The 15,890-nt window shown below is 61.3% G+C and carries 16 protein-coding genes; 6 read left to right on the top strand and 10 right to left on the bottom strand.

What is annotated here, in order from left to right:
• Positions 1-75: 75 nt before the first annotated feature.
• From cgtA to rplU, 3 genes are all read right to left on the bottom strand, one after another.
• Positions 76-1,302, bottom strand: a complete 1,227-nt coding sequence (gene cgtA / locus OIU19_RS08800; protein ID WP_264234698.1) for an Obg family GTPase CgtA — start codon at positions 1,300-1,302, stop codon at positions 76-78.
• A 186-nt stretch (positions 1,303-1,488) separates the two neighbouring features.
• Entirely contained in the window at positions 1,489-1,746 is a 258-nt protein-coding gene (rpmA, locus tag OIU19_RS08795; RefSeq protein WP_101316402.1) for a 50S ribosomal protein L27, read from the bottom strand.
• 38 nt (positions 1,747-1,784) lie between these two features.
• On the bottom strand, positions 1,785-2,099 hold the full coding sequence (gene rplU, locus OIU19_RS08790) for a 50S ribosomal protein L21 (protein WP_011532169.1): 315 nt from the start codon (positions 2,097-2,099) through the stop codon (positions 1,785-1,787).
• 245 nt (positions 2,100-2,344) lie between these two features.
• Here rplU and OIU19_RS08785 point away from each other — a divergent pair, with 245 nt between their 5' ends.
• The 3 genes from OIU19_RS08785 to OIU19_RS08775 all read left to right on the top strand — a co-directional run bounded on the left by OIU19_RS08785 (position 2,345) and on the right by OIU19_RS08775 (position 4,210).
• Entirely contained in the window at positions 2,345-3,313 is a 969-nt protein-coding gene (locus tag OIU19_RS08785) for a polyprenyl synthetase family protein (RefSeq protein ID WP_264234697.1), read from the top strand.
• A 160-nt stretch (positions 3,314-3,473) separates the two neighbouring features.
• Positions 3,474-3,815: a zinc ribbon domain-containing protein YjdM gene (locus tag OIU19_RS08780; protein ID WP_264234696.1), complete on the top strand. Its 342-nt coding sequence runs from the start codon at positions 3,474-3,476 to the stop codon at positions 3,813-3,815.
• 149 nt (positions 3,816-3,964) lie between these two features.
• A complete protein-coding gene (locus OIU19_RS08775) occupies positions 3,965-4,210 on the top strand; it encodes a hypothetical protein (RefSeq protein WP_186554231.1) in 246 nt (81 codons plus the stop codon).
• A gap of 123 nt (positions 4,211-4,333) precedes the next feature.
• Here OIU19_RS08775 and OIU19_RS08770 read toward each other — a convergent pair whose 3' ends face one another.
• From OIU19_RS08770 to OIU19_RS08750, 5 genes are all read right to left on the bottom strand, one after another.
• Complete coding sequence (locus tag OIU19_RS08770) at positions 4,334-4,951, bottom strand: FKBP-type peptidyl-prolyl cis-trans isomerase (protein WP_186554232.1); 618 nt, start codon at positions 4,949-4,951, stop codon at positions 4,334-4,336.
• Between the two features lie 86 nt (positions 4,952-5,037).
• On the bottom strand, positions 5,038-5,343 hold the full coding sequence (locus OIU19_RS08765) for a DUF6482 family protein (RefSeq protein WP_186554233.1): 306 nt from the start codon (positions 5,341-5,343) through the stop codon (positions 5,038-5,040).
• A 136-nt stretch (positions 5,344-5,479) separates the two neighbouring features.
• On the bottom strand, positions 5,480-5,968 hold the full coding sequence (locus OIU19_RS08760; RefSeq protein WP_186554234.1) for a TIGR00645 family protein: 489 nt from the start codon (positions 5,966-5,968) through the stop codon (positions 5,480-5,482).
• Positions 5,969-6,186: 218 nt separating this feature from the next.
• The gene (locus OIU19_RS08755; RefSeq protein WP_084297418.1) at positions 6,187-6,525 is read right to left on the bottom strand and encodes a hypothetical protein; all 339 of its coding nucleotides are present in this window, start codon (positions 6,523-6,525) and stop codon (positions 6,187-6,189) included.
• A 163-nt stretch (positions 6,526-6,688) separates the two neighbouring features.
• Positions 6,689-9,127: a Lon protease family protein gene (locus tag OIU19_RS08750; RefSeq protein WP_264234695.1), complete on the bottom strand. Its 2,439-nt coding sequence runs from the start codon at positions 9,125-9,127 to the stop codon at positions 6,689-6,691.
• 256 nt (positions 9,128-9,383) lie between these two features.
• Between OIU19_RS08750 and OIU19_RS08745 the strand changes: the two genes are divergently transcribed.
• The 3 genes from OIU19_RS08745 (at position 9,384) to OIU19_RS08735 (ending at position 12,291) form a co-directional block, all read left to right on the top strand.
• A complete protein-coding gene (locus tag OIU19_RS08745) occupies positions 9,384-9,872 on the top strand; it encodes a DUF3015 domain-containing protein (RefSeq protein WP_186554236.1) in 489 nt (162 codons plus the stop codon).
• A gap of 77 nt (positions 9,873-9,949) precedes the next feature.
• Entirely contained in the window at positions 9,950-11,803 is a 1,854-nt protein-coding gene (locus tag OIU19_RS08740) for a DUF4105 domain-containing protein (RefSeq protein ID WP_264234694.1), read from the top strand.
• Between the two features lie 131 nt (positions 11,804-11,934).
• A complete protein-coding gene (locus tag OIU19_RS08735; protein ID WP_264234693.1) occupies positions 11,935-12,291 on the top strand; it encodes a hypothetical protein in 357 nt (118 codons plus the stop codon).
• Positions 12,292-12,337: 46 nt separating this feature from the next.
• Here the strand turns inward: OIU19_RS08735 and gdhA are convergent, their stop codons facing one another.
• Together gdhA and ettA are read right to left on the bottom strand one after the other, a co-directional pair.
• Complete coding sequence (gdhA, locus tag OIU19_RS08730) at positions 12,338-13,678, bottom strand: NADP-specific glutamate dehydrogenase (protein WP_264234692.1); 1,341 nt, start codon at positions 13,676-13,678, stop codon at positions 12,338-12,340.
• Positions 13,679-13,981: 303 nt separating this feature from the next.
• Entirely contained in the window at positions 13,982-15,649 is a 1,668-nt protein-coding gene (ettA, locus tag OIU19_RS08725) for an energy-dependent translational throttle protein EttA (protein WP_186554239.1), read from the bottom strand.
• Between the last annotated feature and the right edge of the window lie 241 nt (positions 15,650-15,890).

The raw sequence follows: 15,890 nt of genomic DNA, 5'->3' as shown, positions 1-15,890 counted from the left end.
TTCTTCCAACCTATGTCGAATCTGTAGATACCAAAACGCCGCTCATTTGAGCGGCGTTTAGTGTACTGCAACCGGTCAGTCGCGCACGTAAATGATTTCCGGACCGTCTTCGTCGTCCTCGAAATCATCATCCCAGTCGTCATCGTCGCCGATGTCATGCACGCTCTTGACGCCAGTGCGGCGCAGGGTGCGGGCATCGTCCAGGGCCTGCAACTGAGCACGGGCTTCGTCTTCGATACGCTGATCGAGCTCGGCCAGCTCTTGGGCGTAGGCCGGGTCGTTGGCCAGGCGATCGGCGCGGTCTTCGAGATAGCGCATCAGGTCGCGGCTGAGCTGCTCGGTGCCCTGCTTGGAGATGGCCGAGATCACGTAGACCGGACCTTCCCATTGCAGGCGATCGACCACTTCCTTGACGCGCTCGTCGCGCTCGTCGTCCATGATCATGTCCGACTTGTTCAACACCAGCCAGCGCTCGCGCTGGGCCAGCGACGGGCTGAAGCTGGTCAGCTCGTTGACGATCACTTCAGCGGCATCGGCCGGGCTGGTTTCATCCAGCGGCGCCAGGTCGACCAGGTGCAGCAGCACGCGGGTACGGGCCAGGTGCTTGAGGAAGCGGATACCCAGGCCAGCACCGTCGGAGGCACCTTCGATCAGGCCCGGGATGTCGGCGATGACGAAGCTCTTCCAGCGGTCGACACTGACCACACCCAGGTTCGGCACCAGGGTGGTGAACGGGTAGTCGGCGACTTTCGGCTTGGCGGCCGAAACTGCGCGGATGAAGGTGCTTTTGCCGGCGTTGGGCAGACCGAGCAGGCCGACGTCGGCCAGCACCTTCATTTCCAGCTTCAGGTCACGCTGATCACCTGGCTTGCCTGGGGTGGTCTGGCGCGGTGCCCGGTTGGTGCTGGACTTGAAACGGGTGTTGCCCAGGCCGTGCCAGCCGCCTTGGGCGACCATCAGCTTCTGGCCAGGGGCGATCAGGTCGCCGATCACTTCTTGGGTCGAAGCGTCGATCACCGTGGTGCCGACCGGTACGCGCAGGATCAGGTCTTCACCTTTCTTGCCGGTGCAGTCGGTGCTGCCGCCGTTGGCGCCGCGCTGGGCTTCGTGGTGACGGGTGTAGCGGTAGTCGACCAAGGTATTGAGGTTTTCGTCGGCGACCATGAACACCGAGCCACCGTCGCCACCATCGCCACCGTTGGGGCCACCGTTCTCGATGAACTTCTCGCGGCGGAAGCTCATGCAACCGTTACCGCCATCACCGGCTTTGACCCGGATCGATACTTCGTCAACAAACTTCATAAAAACCGCCTCTCGTCAGGTGACGAGCTGAAATGACTCAAAAACATGAGGCTCTTGCAAAAATGAGCGCGGCGACCCCGATACGCAGAGACCAACGCCGGCAGCCCAGGCAAACAGCTTTGCAAGAGGCTCACCACAAACGAAAAAGCCCCGTCGCATGACGGGGCTTCTCCAGCGACAGCGCGATTAGCCCGCGACGACGCTCACGTAACGGCGGTTGAACTCGCCTTTCTTCTCGAACTTGATCACGCCTTCGATCTTAGCGAACAGGGTGTGATCTTTGCCCATGCCAACGCCGTAGCCGGCGTGGAACTGGGTGCCGCGCTGGCGGACGATGATGTTGCCGGCCTTGATGACCTGGCCGCCATACATCTTCACGCCAAGGCGTTTCGATTCTGAGTCGCGACCGTTACGAGTACTACCACCAGCCTTCTTGTGAGCCATGGTTCAATTCTCCAAATAAATTCAGGGGATCTAGGAAATTAAGCCTGGATGCCGGTGATTTTGATCTCGGTGAACCACTGGCGGTGGCCCATACGCTTCATGTGGTGCTTACGACGACGGAACTTGATGATACGAACCTTGTCGTGACGGCCTTGCGAAACGACTTCAGCAACGACCTTGGCACCAGCAACGACTGGAGCGCCGATGGTAACGTCGTCGCCGTTGGCGACCAGCAGGACGCGATCGAAAGTCACGGATTCGCCAGTAGCGACTTCCAGTTTCTCGATCTTGAGGAATTCACCTTCAGCGACTTTGTACTGCTTGCCGCCGGTAACGATTACTGCGTAAGACATGGTATTTCTCCGATAATCCTGCTCACCCAGCTCTTTATATGATGAGTATTGGCTGGCATGGCTGCACAAGGCTGGAACGGCCCGGCGCAATTGCGTAAGGCAGGTGCTGCCCAGGAAAGTTAGGGTGCGCGATTGTACGCAACCCAAGATTGCCTTGCAAGTCCCGCCCCCGGCCGCCAGGCACCGTGCCTTGACACACCGGGACCCGCGACCTAGCATGCCGCGCAACCCCAATGGAGCAGCCGATGCAACCCCAAACCTTCTACCGCGCGGTAGCTGACGATTTCAGCGCCGTCGACGAGATCATCAAGAAGCAGCTGACCTCGCGCGTGCCGCTGGTATCGAAGATCGGCGACTATATCACTTCCGCCGGTGGCAAGCGCCTGCGCCCCCTGCTGGTGCTGCTGTGCGGCAAGGCATTGGGCCGCGAAGGCGACGACCTGCGCCTGCTCGCCGCGACCATCGAGTTCCTGCACACCGCCACCCTGCTGCATGACGACGTGGTCGACATGTCTGGCATGCGCCGTGGTCGCTCCACCGCCAATGCCCTGTGGGGCAATGCGCCGAGCGTGCTGGTCGGTGACTTCCTCTATTCGCGCTCGTTCGAAATGATGGTCGAGCTGGGCTCGATGCCGGTCATGCAGATCCTCTCCAAGGCCACCCGGGTCATCGCCGAGGGTGAAGTGCTGCAGCTGTCGCGGGTACGTGACGCCAGCACCACCGAAGAGGTGTACATGGAGGTCATCCGCGGCAAGACCGCGATGCTGTTCGAAGCGTCGACCCACAGTGCCGCGGCACTGGCCCAAGCCAGCAACGAACAGCGCGAGGCCCTGCGCACCTTTGGCGATCACCTGGGCGTAGCCTTCCAGCTGGTCGACGACCTGCTCGACTACAAGGGCGACTCGCAAACCCTGGGCAAGAACGTCGGCGACGATCTGGCCGAGGGCAAGCCGACCCTGCCGCTGATCTACACCATGCGCGAAGGCACTGCCGAGCAGGCTGCCCTGGTGCGCCAGGCGATCCAAAAAGGCGGCCTGGATGATCTGGAGCAGATCCGCGCAGCCGTGGAAGCCTCTGGCGCCCTCGACTACACCGCGCAGATGGCCCGCGACTATGTCGCTCGTGCCATTGCCTGCCTGGAAGTGCTGCCAGCCAGCGAATACCGCGATGCACTGGTCGAGCTGAGTGAATTTGCGGTCGCTCGTACCCACTGATATCGCGTAACACCCATCGCGGGGCAAGCCCGCTGCCACGTATGCCCTTCGCTACGTGGGAGCGGGCTTGCCCCGCGATTGCATTTGCACGCTCAACGCACATTTGCCAGACAAAACCTTATATAATGTGGGTTTTTACCCGTCTGTCCGAGGAACCGTAGTGAGCACTTTGCCACCCTGCCCCAAATGCAACTCCGAATACACCTACGAGGATGGCGCTCAGCTGATCTGCCCTGAATGCGCCCACGAGTGGTCGGCCAACGGCGAAGCCGAAGCAGCCAGCGATGACGTGGTGAAGAAGGATTCGGTGGGCAATGTCCTGCAAGATGGCGACACCGTCACCGTAATCAAGGACCTCAAGGTCAAAGGCTCGTCGCTGGTGGTCAAGGTCGGCACCAAGGTCAAGAACATCCGTCTGTGCGACGGCGATCATGACATCGATTGCAAGATCGACGGCATCGGCGCGATGAAGCTCAAATCCGAGTTCGTGCGCAAGGTCTGATCGGCCCTTCTTCGGGGCTGCCAGCCGGTGGCCCCAACAGATCCTGCAACAGGATCGAGTGACCATTGGCGAAAAAACGCCAATAGACCCTTGCTATTTTGATAATAAGAATTATTCTCATTGGAAATTGCTCTCCAAGGAGAATAGCCATGACTTATCTGATCGACGCCTGGCTGGACCGCCCCCACCCTTACCTGAGAATTCTCCACCGCGAGACCGGCGAAGTGTGCGCTGTGCTTGAGGAAGAAGCGCTGGATGAATTGCGCGACCAGGGTGACCTGGATATGACTGGATTGAATTCGAGTGAGCCAGGGGTGCTCAAGGAGCTGGTGCGTAATTTGTTTCTGTTTTGCTATGCACGGGCGTTGCGCCCTGGGGGGACAGACTGGAACTGATAGCAGAGCGCGAGGGCTGCGCCCTCGTTCGCGGGCAAGCCCGCTCCCACAAGGGCCCACTGGTATTGAGAACAGTGGTGATCCTGTGGGGGCGGGCTTGCCCGCGAAAGGGCGCAACAGGTCTTACAGAACGTCGAGCAGCTCGACGTCGAACACCAGTACGCTGTGCGGCGGGATGCTGCCAACGCCTTGAGCGCCGTAGGCCAATTCGCTCGGCACGTACAGGCGCCATTTGCTACCAGCGTTCATCAGCTGCAGGGCTTCGGTCCAGCCAGCGATCACGCCGCCCACCGGGAATTCAGCCGGTTGGCCACGCTCGTAGGAGCTGTCGAACACGGTGCCGTCGATCAGGGTGCCGTGGTAGTGGGTACGCACGTTGTCTTCACGGGTCGGCTTGGCGCCTTCGCCCGCGGTCAACACTTCGAATTGCAGACCGGAAGCCAGGGTGGTGATGCCGTCACGCTTGGCGTTTTCAGCCAAGAATTCCAGGCCGGCAGCAGCAGCCAGCTCAGCCTTGGCGGCAGCTTCGGCTTGCATGATGTCGCGGATGGTCTTGAAGGCAGCCGACAGGTCAGCCTCGCTGACGCGGCTTTCTTTGCCGGCGAAAGCGTCGGTCAAGCCAGCCAGGATGGCTTCCAGGCTCACGCCTGGTGGCGGGTTGTCGCGCAGTTGGCCACCCAGCTGACGGCCGATGCCGTAGCTGACGCGGGTTTCGTCGGTGGACAGATTGAGTTCGGACATTAGCTTGCTCCGCTGCAGGGCGCAGTGACGCCGCGCCCTTGATCAAAAGGGCGAGCAGCCTAGCACACTGCGGCGCAGCAGATCAGCTACCAGGCCGAGCGCGGCGAGATCGGCACCTTGAGGTCTTCTTCGGGATGATTGCCCATGCCACACATTTCGTCCTGCACCGACCAATGGATCAGGTTCATCGACAGCAGCGGCATGGCCTGCAGCAAATGCCGCGCATCCTCGACCGAGCGCACCCGCAAGCGCTCGCCACGGTTGTCGGCCAGTGGATGGGCACGCCCGCGCACACGGGCCTCTAGCAGATAGTCGCCGCCTTCGATGGCGATCAGGTTGACTTCATCGACCCGGCCCGCCCTGGCCTCACCGTTCAGTTCATGCAGGTTCATGGGAGCACCTCGCTGGGGGAACCACGCGTGATCGCTCATCTTTTGTACAGCTGAAACAAAAGCACAAGGTTTAAACGCAACCGCCCGTCCGTTTTACAACGGACGGGCGGTTGTACAACCTCAACGCGCAGCGCGATCAGTGCTTGGTCAGCTTGTCCAGGTAGCCCATGACGAACGCCGAGATCACGAAGGTCATGTGGATGATCACGTACCACATCAGCTTGTCGGTGGAGATGTTCTGGGCATCCATGAACACCCGCAGCAGGTGGATCGAGGAGATCGCCACGATCGAGGCGGCAACCTTCATCTTCAGCGAGGAGGAGTCCATCTTGCCCAACCAGTTGAGCTTCTCCTTGCTGTCGTCGATATCCAGCTGCGAGACGAAGTTCTCGTAGCCCGAGATCATCACCATCACCAGCAGGCCGCCGACCAGCGACATGTCGATCAGTGACAGGATCACCAGGATCAGGTCGGCCTCGCTCAGGGCGAAGACGTTAGGCAGGACGTGCAGGACTTCTTGGAAAAACTTCAGCGCCAGCGCCAGCAGGCCAAGCGACAGGCCAAAGTAGATAGGGGCAAGCAACCAACGCGAGGCGTACATCGCGTTTTCGAGGATACGTTCCATGGAGGATAGAGACTCGTCAGGTGAGCGGAAAGCGAGGGCGAGTATAGCCAGCCACCTGTGACAGCAAAAGCCTGCGGCGGGTTGCCGCAGTAGCCAGGCCTGGGAACCGAGTCGGGCTTTTCGCGGGCAAGCCCGCTCCCACAGGGATAGCGCTCATCTTCACAGCGGCACCTTGCCTGAGGGAGTGGGCTTGCCCGCGAAAAGGCCAACCCGGTGTATCAGGTTTCTGGGTGGAATTGATAATCCCCAAGATTTCGACAGCGCTCGCCGTTGATCTTGCGCAGCTGCGCCTGCAAGTGCAGACACCAGATCTGCGGATCCTCGGCCACCTGGTATCCATGCAAGGTGAGGCTGTCGACGATGGCGTTGAGCACGGACTCAGCCACCAATGGCCCATGGAAGGGCCCCTGGGCCTTGATTGCCGAGGGTTGTTCGCCGGCCATGCCGGCGGCGAACAGCAACGTCCACATGCCATTGTCGCCGGCAAGCGGACGGATGCTGCATTCGATGCGGGTCACCAGGCCCAGGCACTGGCGGGTGAGGCTGAGGTTGCGCATGGCCGCGTCCCCTCTGAAAAGCCCAGTTCAGCCTTCGATCACCAGGCTGTTTCCATCCTGAACGCTGTAGCCATCCTTAAGTTCCAGCATAGAAGAAAGCCGCAAAAAGATGGAAAACCGGCGCTGAACGGTAGCACATGGCCGCCAGCGCCGATTTATTGACTTACGCAGGCTTAGCCTGGGCCACCATCTCCTCCAAACGCTCCTTTTCTGCGTCCTTGATGTCTTCTTCGCTGATCATCTCGGCGATCTCGCTGAGCCGCTCGACCACCCGCGCGTTGACGCTGCCCTCGGGGAATTCGCCCTTGTCATCCGGCGTACCGGCCTCTTCGCCGACCAACAGGCTCAGCGCTTCATCAGCCTGGCTCACCGCATAGACATTGAACAGCCCCGACTCCACCGCTTGCAGCACGCGCTCATCGAGCATCAGGGTGGCGACGTTGGCGCGGGGAATGATCACCCCTTGCTCACCGGTCAGGCCACGCGCCTCGCACAGGCGGAAGAAGCCCTCGATCTTCTCGTTGACCCCGCCGACCGCCTGCACCTCGCCAAACTGGTTGATCGAGCCGGTGATGGCGAAGCACTGCTTGAGTGGCGTGCGCGACAGCGCCGAGATCAACGTGCAGGCTTCACCCAGCGAAGCACTGTCGCCGTCGACATAGCCGTAGGACTGCTCCAGGGCGATGCTCGCCGAAATCGCCAGGGGGAATTCCTGGGCGTAGCGACTGCCCAGGTAGCCGGTGAGAATCATCACCCCTTTGGAGTGGATCGGTTGGCCCAGGTTGACCTCACGCTCGATGTCGACGATGCCACTGCCGCCCGGGTATACCGTGGCGGAAATCCGCGCCGGCATACCGAACGCCGAATCGCCCACTTCAAGCACGGTCAAGCCGTTGCACTTGCCGATCGCTGCCCCTTCGGTGTCGATCAGAATGATCCCGGCAAGCATGTCGTCGAGCACTCGCTGCGAGACCCGCCCAGTACGGGTGGCCTTGGCCTTGAGGGCGCGTTCGATATGCCCGGCGTCGGTCATCTCGTCATTGGCCAGTTGGCGAATGAAGTCGGCTTCGCTGACCAGTTGGAACAGGTCGCCGATGCGCGCCGACAGACGCGACTGATTCTCCGCCAAGCGTGCGCTGTAGGTGGCCAGGCGCGCCACCGCATCGCTGGTCAGCGGCGCCATCCCCTCCTCGTTGGTGCGGGTGCGCAACAACTGGGCGAACTGCTCCAGGTTCTCGTCGACCATCGGCATGTCTTCGTCGAAGTCGACCAGCACCCGGAACATCTCCTGGAAGTCTGGGTCGTGATCCTGCAAGGCGTAGTACAGCTGACGCGAGCCGATGATGATCAGCTTGACGTTGAGCGGGATCACCTGCGGCGTCAGGCTCACCGTGGCCACCCGGCCCAGCTCGCCCAGCGGCGACTCCATTTTCAGCTTGCGCGATTGCAAGGCGCGCTTGAGGCCATCCCAGACGAAGGGCTCGCCGAGCATCTTCTCGGCTTCAAGGACCAGGAAACCACCATTGGCTCGGTGCAGCGCACCCGGACGCAGTTGGCGATAGGAGGTGTACAGCGCGCCTTGGTCGGTGCTGTATTCGATCCGCCCGAACAGGTTGTCGTAGGTCGGGTGTGGCTCGAACACCACCGGCGCGCCGCCGCTGATGTGATGGCCGACCACCAGGCTCGGCGCGTACTGCTCCTCGAGCATCTTGCGCGCCACGGCGTCGGTCTTGCTGTCATCGACCAACTGCTCGACCACCGTGCGCAGCAGGTTCAGTTGCACCGATTGCAGGTAGGCGCAGACGGCCGCGTTCTCGGCGTACTTCTCCGACAGCGGGGCCAACAGGGGCTGCAGCGCCAGGGTGATGGTTTCTTCGTTGAGCTGGCGCAGCTGATTGTTCGACTCACGTTTCCACTGCGGCAGGCTGGAGAGCTCCTCGTTGAGGCGCTCTTCAAGCTCGGCGATATCCTCGTGGAAACGCTCGCGCACCTCCTCCGGCAGCTGGGCGAACTCGGCCTCATCCAGCGCCTTGCCCTCGCTCATCGGGGTGAAGGCGACGTTGCTGGCATCGCGATAGAGCGCCACGTCTTTTTCCAGCGACGCCCGTTCGATCACATCCAGGGCGCGGTCATAGCGTTGGTTGAAAGCGCGGTCGATGGCGCCTTTCTTCTGCTGGTAGGACGGGTGTTCGAACACGGCCGGGAAGGTCGCCAGCAAGTTGTCGATCAGACCGCCCATGTCGCTGATGAATTCGCTGGCGGTGCCCGACGGCAACTCCAGCGCGCGGGGTTCGCGCGAGTCTTCGAAGTTATTGACGTAGACCCAGTCAGCCGGGGTCTGCTGGCGCTTGCCCTCAGCCTTGAGGTAGCGCTTGACGAACGAGAAGCGGCCGGTGCCCGGCTCGCCCATCACATACACGTTGTAACCAGGGCGCGGCATGGCCACACCGAATTGCAGGGCCTCGACAGCACGCTCCTGGCCCAGGACTCCACGAAACGGCTCCAGATCGTCGGTATGAGTGAAAGCAAACTGCTCAGGAGAAAAACGCCGGGTCAGGGCTTCAGGCGCAAGACGCAGGCGCGCAGCGACAGGATCGGGCATTGGGTTTCCTTACTTCGGCGGGGCGATGGAGGCATTCTGGCGCTGCCTGCCCGCGCCTTGCAAGGCTCACTGGGACTTTATGTCGCAGCAAGGATACGGCGATTAGCGATGCAATTTTTCGCAATAAGCTACGCAACCTTTGGATCATGCCTAAACTCCAACCTTGCGCGGGTTGGCGGTTTGCTTTCCCGACCTGGCAACGGCGTTGCCAGAACCCCTGACCATTGGTACGTCTACTGAGAAAGAGAACAAAGCTATGAAACGGATTCTTCTGGGTACCCTGTTCACCGTCGTCTCGCTTAACGCCATGGCCGAAGCGCCAGGCGGCCCGAATTGCGGCTGGGGCAACATGCTGTTCGAAGGCCAGCGCGGCACTCCCGCCCACTTCCTGGCTTCCACCACCAACGGCACATCCGGCAACGCCACGTTCGGTATGACTTCCGGCACCAACGGCTGTTCGACCAAGGCTTCGCTGACCTACGGCGGCAAGTCCTGGTTCGCCATGAACGGCATGATGAACGAGCTTTCCGAAGACATGGCCCAGGGCCAGGGCGAAGCCTTGACCACCTATGCTGTGGTCCTCGGTGTAGCGCCTGAAGACCGTGCGCACTTTGCCGCGGTCACCCACCAGCACTTCGGCGAGATCTTCTCCAGCGCCGATGTCACCGCCGAAACCGTGCACAGCAACACCCTTGCCGTGCTCAAGAGCGACCCACAACTGGCCAAGTACGCCACCGAGGCTTGAGTCCGGCCCTTCCCGCCCCGGTTTCGGGGCGGGTTTGGCATTCCACCATCGGCATCATTCAGACGTAGTTGCCCGACATGCTCAAACGCCTTGCCCTTTTGACGCTGCTTGCCAGCGCCGAGCTTCACGCTGCGCCCCAGGTTGACCCGGCACGCTTGCAACAGCTGGCGGCGACGCCCTACTGGATCGCCCTTGGTCACTATGAGACCGGCAAGCTTGGCGGCTGGCGCAGCTATGTCGACGATAAAAACTTCTTCCTTGCCGAGGATGGCGGCCACCACCCCGATCGTGAGCTGGCGGCCACCGTGCAGGCGTTGTATGCGCCGGCCAGCCTTGGCGATAAACACGCCCAGTGCGTGTTCCCGGCGCGCACCCGCTGGCTGCGCGAGCAGCTTGACCTCAAAGACCTGCCGCAGCCCGATTGCCAGGAGTATCGCCAGTGGTACCAGTCGGTCGACCCGCATAGCGCGGTGTTGATATTCCCGGCAGCCTACTTGAACAGCCCGTCGTCGATGTTCGGCCACACCCTGCTGCGCATCGACCAGGCCAAGACCCGCGATGACGACACCACCCTGTTGAGCTACGCGATCAACTTCGGCGCCTATATCGAAGGCAGCGACAACAGCATCCTGTATGCCTGGAAAGGGCTGATGGGCGGCTATCCCGGGTTGTTCGCGCTGATGCCCTACCAGGAAAAATTGTCCGAATACCGCAGCCTGGAAAACCGCGACCTGTGGGAGTACCAGCTGGACCTGACCCCACAAGAAACCGGGCGCATGGTCGAGCATGTCTGGGAGCTCAAGCAGATCCAGTTCGATTACTTCTTCTTCGACGAAAACTGCTCCTATCGCCTACTGGAGTTGTTGCAGGTAGCCCGACCAGGGCTGGACCTGACTTCGCAGTTCCCGCTCACGGCGATCCCGACCGATACGGTCAAGGCAGTCAAGCAGTCGGGGCTGGTCTCCGGTGTGCGCTACCGCCCCTCGCGTGAGCGCGAATTGCTGGCGCGGGCCGATGCGCTCGATCATCAGGAGAAACAACAGGTGCTGGCGCTAAGTGCCGACACCGCACACCTGCAAAACCCCGACTTCACCGCCCTGCCCCGTCAGCGCCAGGCGCTGGTGCAGGACGCGGCGTATCGCCTGGAGCGCTACCGTGCCAACGGCCAGGAGCGCGATCCAGGCCAGGCCAAACGTAGCTTCGAGCTGCTGCGGGCGATCAACCGCAACCCACCGCCGCCGCTGCAGATCGAGCGCCCTGGACTGCCAGAGAACGGCCACCAGTCGCGCACCTGGCAACTGGGCGTGGGCAGCCGTGACGACCGTGCCTATGCCGAGTACGGCTTGCGCATGGCCTATCACGACCTCAACGACAACGCCTACGGCTTCCCGCTGGGTGCGCAGATCGAGATTCTTCAGCTCAAGCTGCGCCAATACGAAGGCAACGACTGGCAGGTACAGCGCCTGGACCTGGCGACCATTCGCTCGCTGACACCGCGTAACGAGCTGCTCAAGCCACTGTCTTGGCAGGTGGCCGGGGGGCTTGAGCGGGTGCCGGGCAAACATGATGACGAAGTGCTGGTGAGTCACGTCAACGGTGGCGCTGGCGGGACATGGCAATTGGCCGATGGCTTGCTCGGCTTTGCCCTGGGTACGGTGCGGGTCGAGCATCACAACGACTTCGCCGAATTCATCTCCCCGGCTGCAGGCTTCAATGGGGGGCTGCTGTGGCGCAATGGCCTGGGCAACCTGACCCTGGAGGCCAAGGGCGACTACTTCACCAATGGTGAGGTTCGACGCAGTGTGAGTCTGAATCAGCAGTGGGAAATCAGCCCAGACCTGGGGCTGCGGTTGAGTGCCAAGCGCGAGTTCAGCCATTTGGCTTCAGCGCAGAACGAGGTGATGCTGGAGCTCAAGTGGTATCACTACTGAGTTGGCGCCATCGCGGGGCAAGCCCGGTCCGCCACGGGTTGGCGTAGGCCACAATGCTGCATTAACGGCGTTTTGACAGCATCACGACAAACCAGCCCCTAGACTTTCCACATTGCTCGGAGGTTGTGGATATGTCGCGGTGCTGGCTCGGTTTGTCGATAGCGTTGTTGCTTGCAGGTTGCCAGTCCACCCATGAGCAAATGGTCAACCAAGGCTATCCACCGGCTTATGCCGATGGTTTCCAGGATGGCTGCAGCAGCGGCCGTCAGGCTGCCGGGTTGATGGTCGGAGATTTTCGCAAGGATGTGCCCCGCTATCTGCACAACCGCCAGTATGAAAGCGGCTGGGATGATGGCTTCCGGCAGTGCCAGGCAATGCAGAGCAACGAAGATTTGCGCGACTATCGCGAACGCTTCTGGGATGAGCGTGATCGGGAGTGGCAGCAGGAAAAGGATCAGGGCGCGGCACGAGCCTATCGGCGCAAGTAATCAAAGCCCCCAGGCATGCGCCTGGAGGCCGTCCCGCAAGCGCGTGTTAAACCACACCCTGCGCCAGCATCGCATCGGCCACTTTAACGAAGCCCGCGATGTTCGCGCCCTTGACGTAGTTGACCTTGCCATCGGCCTCTTCGCCGTAATGCACGCATGCATGGTGGATCGACTGCATGATGTTGTGCAGCTTGCTGTCCACTTCACCGGCGGTCCACAGCAGGCGCATGGCGTTCTGCGACATTTCCAGGCCACTGACGGCCACGCCACCGGCGTTGGAAGCCTTGCCCGGGGCGTAGAGGATGCCCGCCTCGATGAAGATATCCACAGCGTCGAGGGTGGTCGGCATGTTGGCGCCTTCGGCCACGCAGATACAGCCATTGCGCAGCAGGGCATGGGCGTCTTCAGCGTTCAGTTCGTTCTGCGTCGCGCACGGCAGGGCGATGTCACAGGCCAGGGTCCACGGGGTCTGGCCCTTGCGGAACTCCAGGCCGAATTGATCAGCCAGCTCGCTGATGCGCCCGCGCTTGACGTTTTTCAGCTCCATCAAAGCATCCCACTGCGCATCGCTCAGACCGGCTTCGCAGAACAGGGTGCCCTCGGAATCGGACAGCGAGATGACCTTGCCCCCCAGGTCCATGACCTTGCGCGCAGCGTACTGAGCGACGTTACCCGAGCCAGAGATGGCGACTCGGCGGCCGTCGATGCGCAGGCCTTGGCGCTTGAGCATTTCTTCGGCGAAGTACACGCAGCCGTAACCGGTGGCTTCTGGACGAATCAGGCTGCCGCCGTAGGTCATGCCCTTGCCGGTCAGCACCGAGGTGAACTGGTTGGCCAGGCGCTTGTACTGGCCGAACATGAAGCCGATCTCGCGCGCCCCCACGCCGATATCGCCGGCGGGTACGTCCAGGTCTGCACCGATGTGGCGGTACAGTTCGCTCATGAACGCTTGGCAGAAGCGCATCACTTCGGCATCGCTCTTGCCCTTCGGATCGAAGTCCGAACCGCCCTTGCCGCCGCCCATCGGCAACGAGGTCAGGGAGTTCTTGAAGGTCTGCTCGAAGGCCAGGAACTTCAGCACGCTGAGGTTCACCGAGCGGTGGAAACGCAGGCCCCCCTTGTACGGGCCAATGGCACTGTTCATCTGGATACGATAACCGCGGTTGACCTGGACCTTGCCCTGGTCATCGACCCAGGACACGCGGAACAGGATGGCGCGCTCCGGCTCGACGATTCGCTCGAGAATACCGGCTTGCAGGTAATGCGGGTTGGCTTCGAGGAAAGGCCACAGACTGCGCAGGACCTCTTCCACGGCCTGGTGGAATTCGGGTTGGGCAGGGTCGCGTTGTTGCAGACGCGCGAGGAAGTCGTCGACGGATTCGATCATGCTAGACATCTCACCAAGAGAGGATTGGACTTATTGGTTTTTTCCCGACTTTACCAAGAAGCAATCGCACTGGAACAGGGCGAAATGTCGTTTTTATGAAATTATTTGGTGCGTTTTATATAAGTGTATACAAAACCACACACATCATCGTGGGAGCGGGCTTGCCCCGCGATAGCGACAGAGCCCGCGATTAAATAGCCCTAAAAGCGCCATCGCACGCCAAGCCCGCTCCCACACAGCGCTTTGCAACAGGCACAACAATGGGGCCCCGAAGGGCCCCATTGTTGTGCAGCTAAAACCGGCTTACTGCGCCAGCTTCTTGTGCCGTACCCGATGCGGCTGGGCAGCAGCATCGCCCAGGCGCTTCTTGCGATCGGCTTCGTACTCGGTGTAGTTACCTTCGAAGAACACCACGTTCGAGTCGTCTTCGTATGCCAGGATGTGGGTAGCCACACGGTCCAGGAACCAGCGATCGTGAGAAATCACGATGGCGGCGCCCGGGAAGTCCAGCAAGGCTTCCTCCAGCGAACGCAGGGTTTCGACGTCGAGGTCGTTGGACGGTTCGTCGAGCAGCAAGACGTTGCCGCCCTCCTTCAGGGTCAGGGCCAGGTGCAGACGGCCACGCTCACCACCGGAGAGGTCCTTGACGAACTTCTGCTGGTCGCCGCCCTTGAAGTTGAAGCGGCCAACGTAGGTGCGCGCCGGGATCTCGTAGTTGCCGATGCGAATCTGGTCGGAACCGTCGGAGATCTGCTGGAACACGGTCTTGTTGCCGTCGAGGTCTTCGCGGCTCTGGTCGACACAGGCCAGCTGCACGGTTTCACCGATCTCGATGCTGCCCGAATCTGGCTGCTCCTTGCCCATCAGCATGCGGAACAGGGTCGATTTACCGGCACCGTTACCACCGATCACACCCACGATGGCGCCTTTAGGCATGGCGAACGAGAGGTTCTCGACCAGTACGCGATCGCCGTAGCCCTTGGTGACGTTCTTGAACTCGATGACCTTGTCGCCCAGGCGCGGACCGGCCGGGATGTAGATCTCGTTGGTCTCGCTGCGCTTCTGGAATTCCTGCGACTGCATTTCTTCGAAGCGAGCCAGACGGGCCTTGGATTTCGACTGACGAGCCTTGGCGCCTTTGCGCACCCACTCCAGCTCTTCCTTCATGGCCTTCTCGTGGGCGCTCTGCTGCTTGGATTCCTGCGCCAGACGATCCGACTTGGCCTCCAGCCAGCCCGAGTAGTTGCCTTCGTATGGGATACCCGCACCGCGGTCCAGTTCGAGGATCCAGCCGGCGACGTTGTCGAGGAAGTAGCGGTCGTGGGTAATCGCCACCACGGTGCCCGGGAAGTCGTGCAGGAAGCGCTCCAGCCAGGCCACCGAATCGGCGTCCAGGTGGTTGGTTGGTTCGTCGAGCAGGAGCATGTCAGGGGCCGACAGCAGCAGGCGGCACAGGGCCACACGGCGCTTTTCACCACCGGACAGATGCTCGACCTTGGCGTCCCAGGCCGGCAGGCGCAGGGCGTCGGCGGCGACTTCCAGCTGGCGCTCCAGGTTATGGCCGTCGGCAGCCTGCAGGATCGCCTCGAGCTTGGCCTGTTCGGCAGCCAGCTTGTCGAAGTCGGCATCCGGGTCAGCGTAGGCGGCGTAGACCTCATCCAGACGCGCTTGGGCGTCCTTGATCACGCTGACCGCTTCCTCGACCACTTCACGCACGGTCTTGGTAGGGTCCAACTGCGGCTCCTGCGGCAGGTAGCCGACATTGAGCTCCGGCATCGGCCGGGCTTCGCCGTCGAACTCTTTGTCGACGCCGGCCATGATTTTCAGCAAGGTCGATTTACCCGAGCCGTTGAGGCCGAGCACGCCAATCTTGGCGCCAGGGAAGAACGACAGGGAAATGTTCTTCAGAATTTCCCGCTTCGGCGGCACGACCTTGCTCAGCCGATGCATGGTGTAGACGTATTGAGCCAAAACCAAGCCCTCTATCAGATAGGTAAAGACATCGACGTACGACCTGGCTGATGCCAGGGGGATGTGTTTACGGGGTGTCATTGAACAAAGTCGACCATTCTACGCCAAGTCGTGACGTTATACAGATGGCCGGATGGCGGACCGGAGCGAAGCCGGTCCGCGAGAAAATTGCGTGCCCTGCTCCCACGACAGCCAATGGCAGTTGCGTGGGAGCGGGCTTGCCCCGCGATCAGGGCGCAAC

The organism is Pseudomonas sp. BT-42-2, assembly GCF_025847435.2.
GTDB classification, from domain to species: Bacteria; Pseudomonadota; Gammaproteobacteria; order Pseudomonadales; family Pseudomonadaceae; genus Aquipseudomonas; species Aquipseudomonas urmiensis.
Note: the sequence above shows the minus strand (reverse complement) of the source record. Positions and strands in the feature narration are given on the sequence as shown.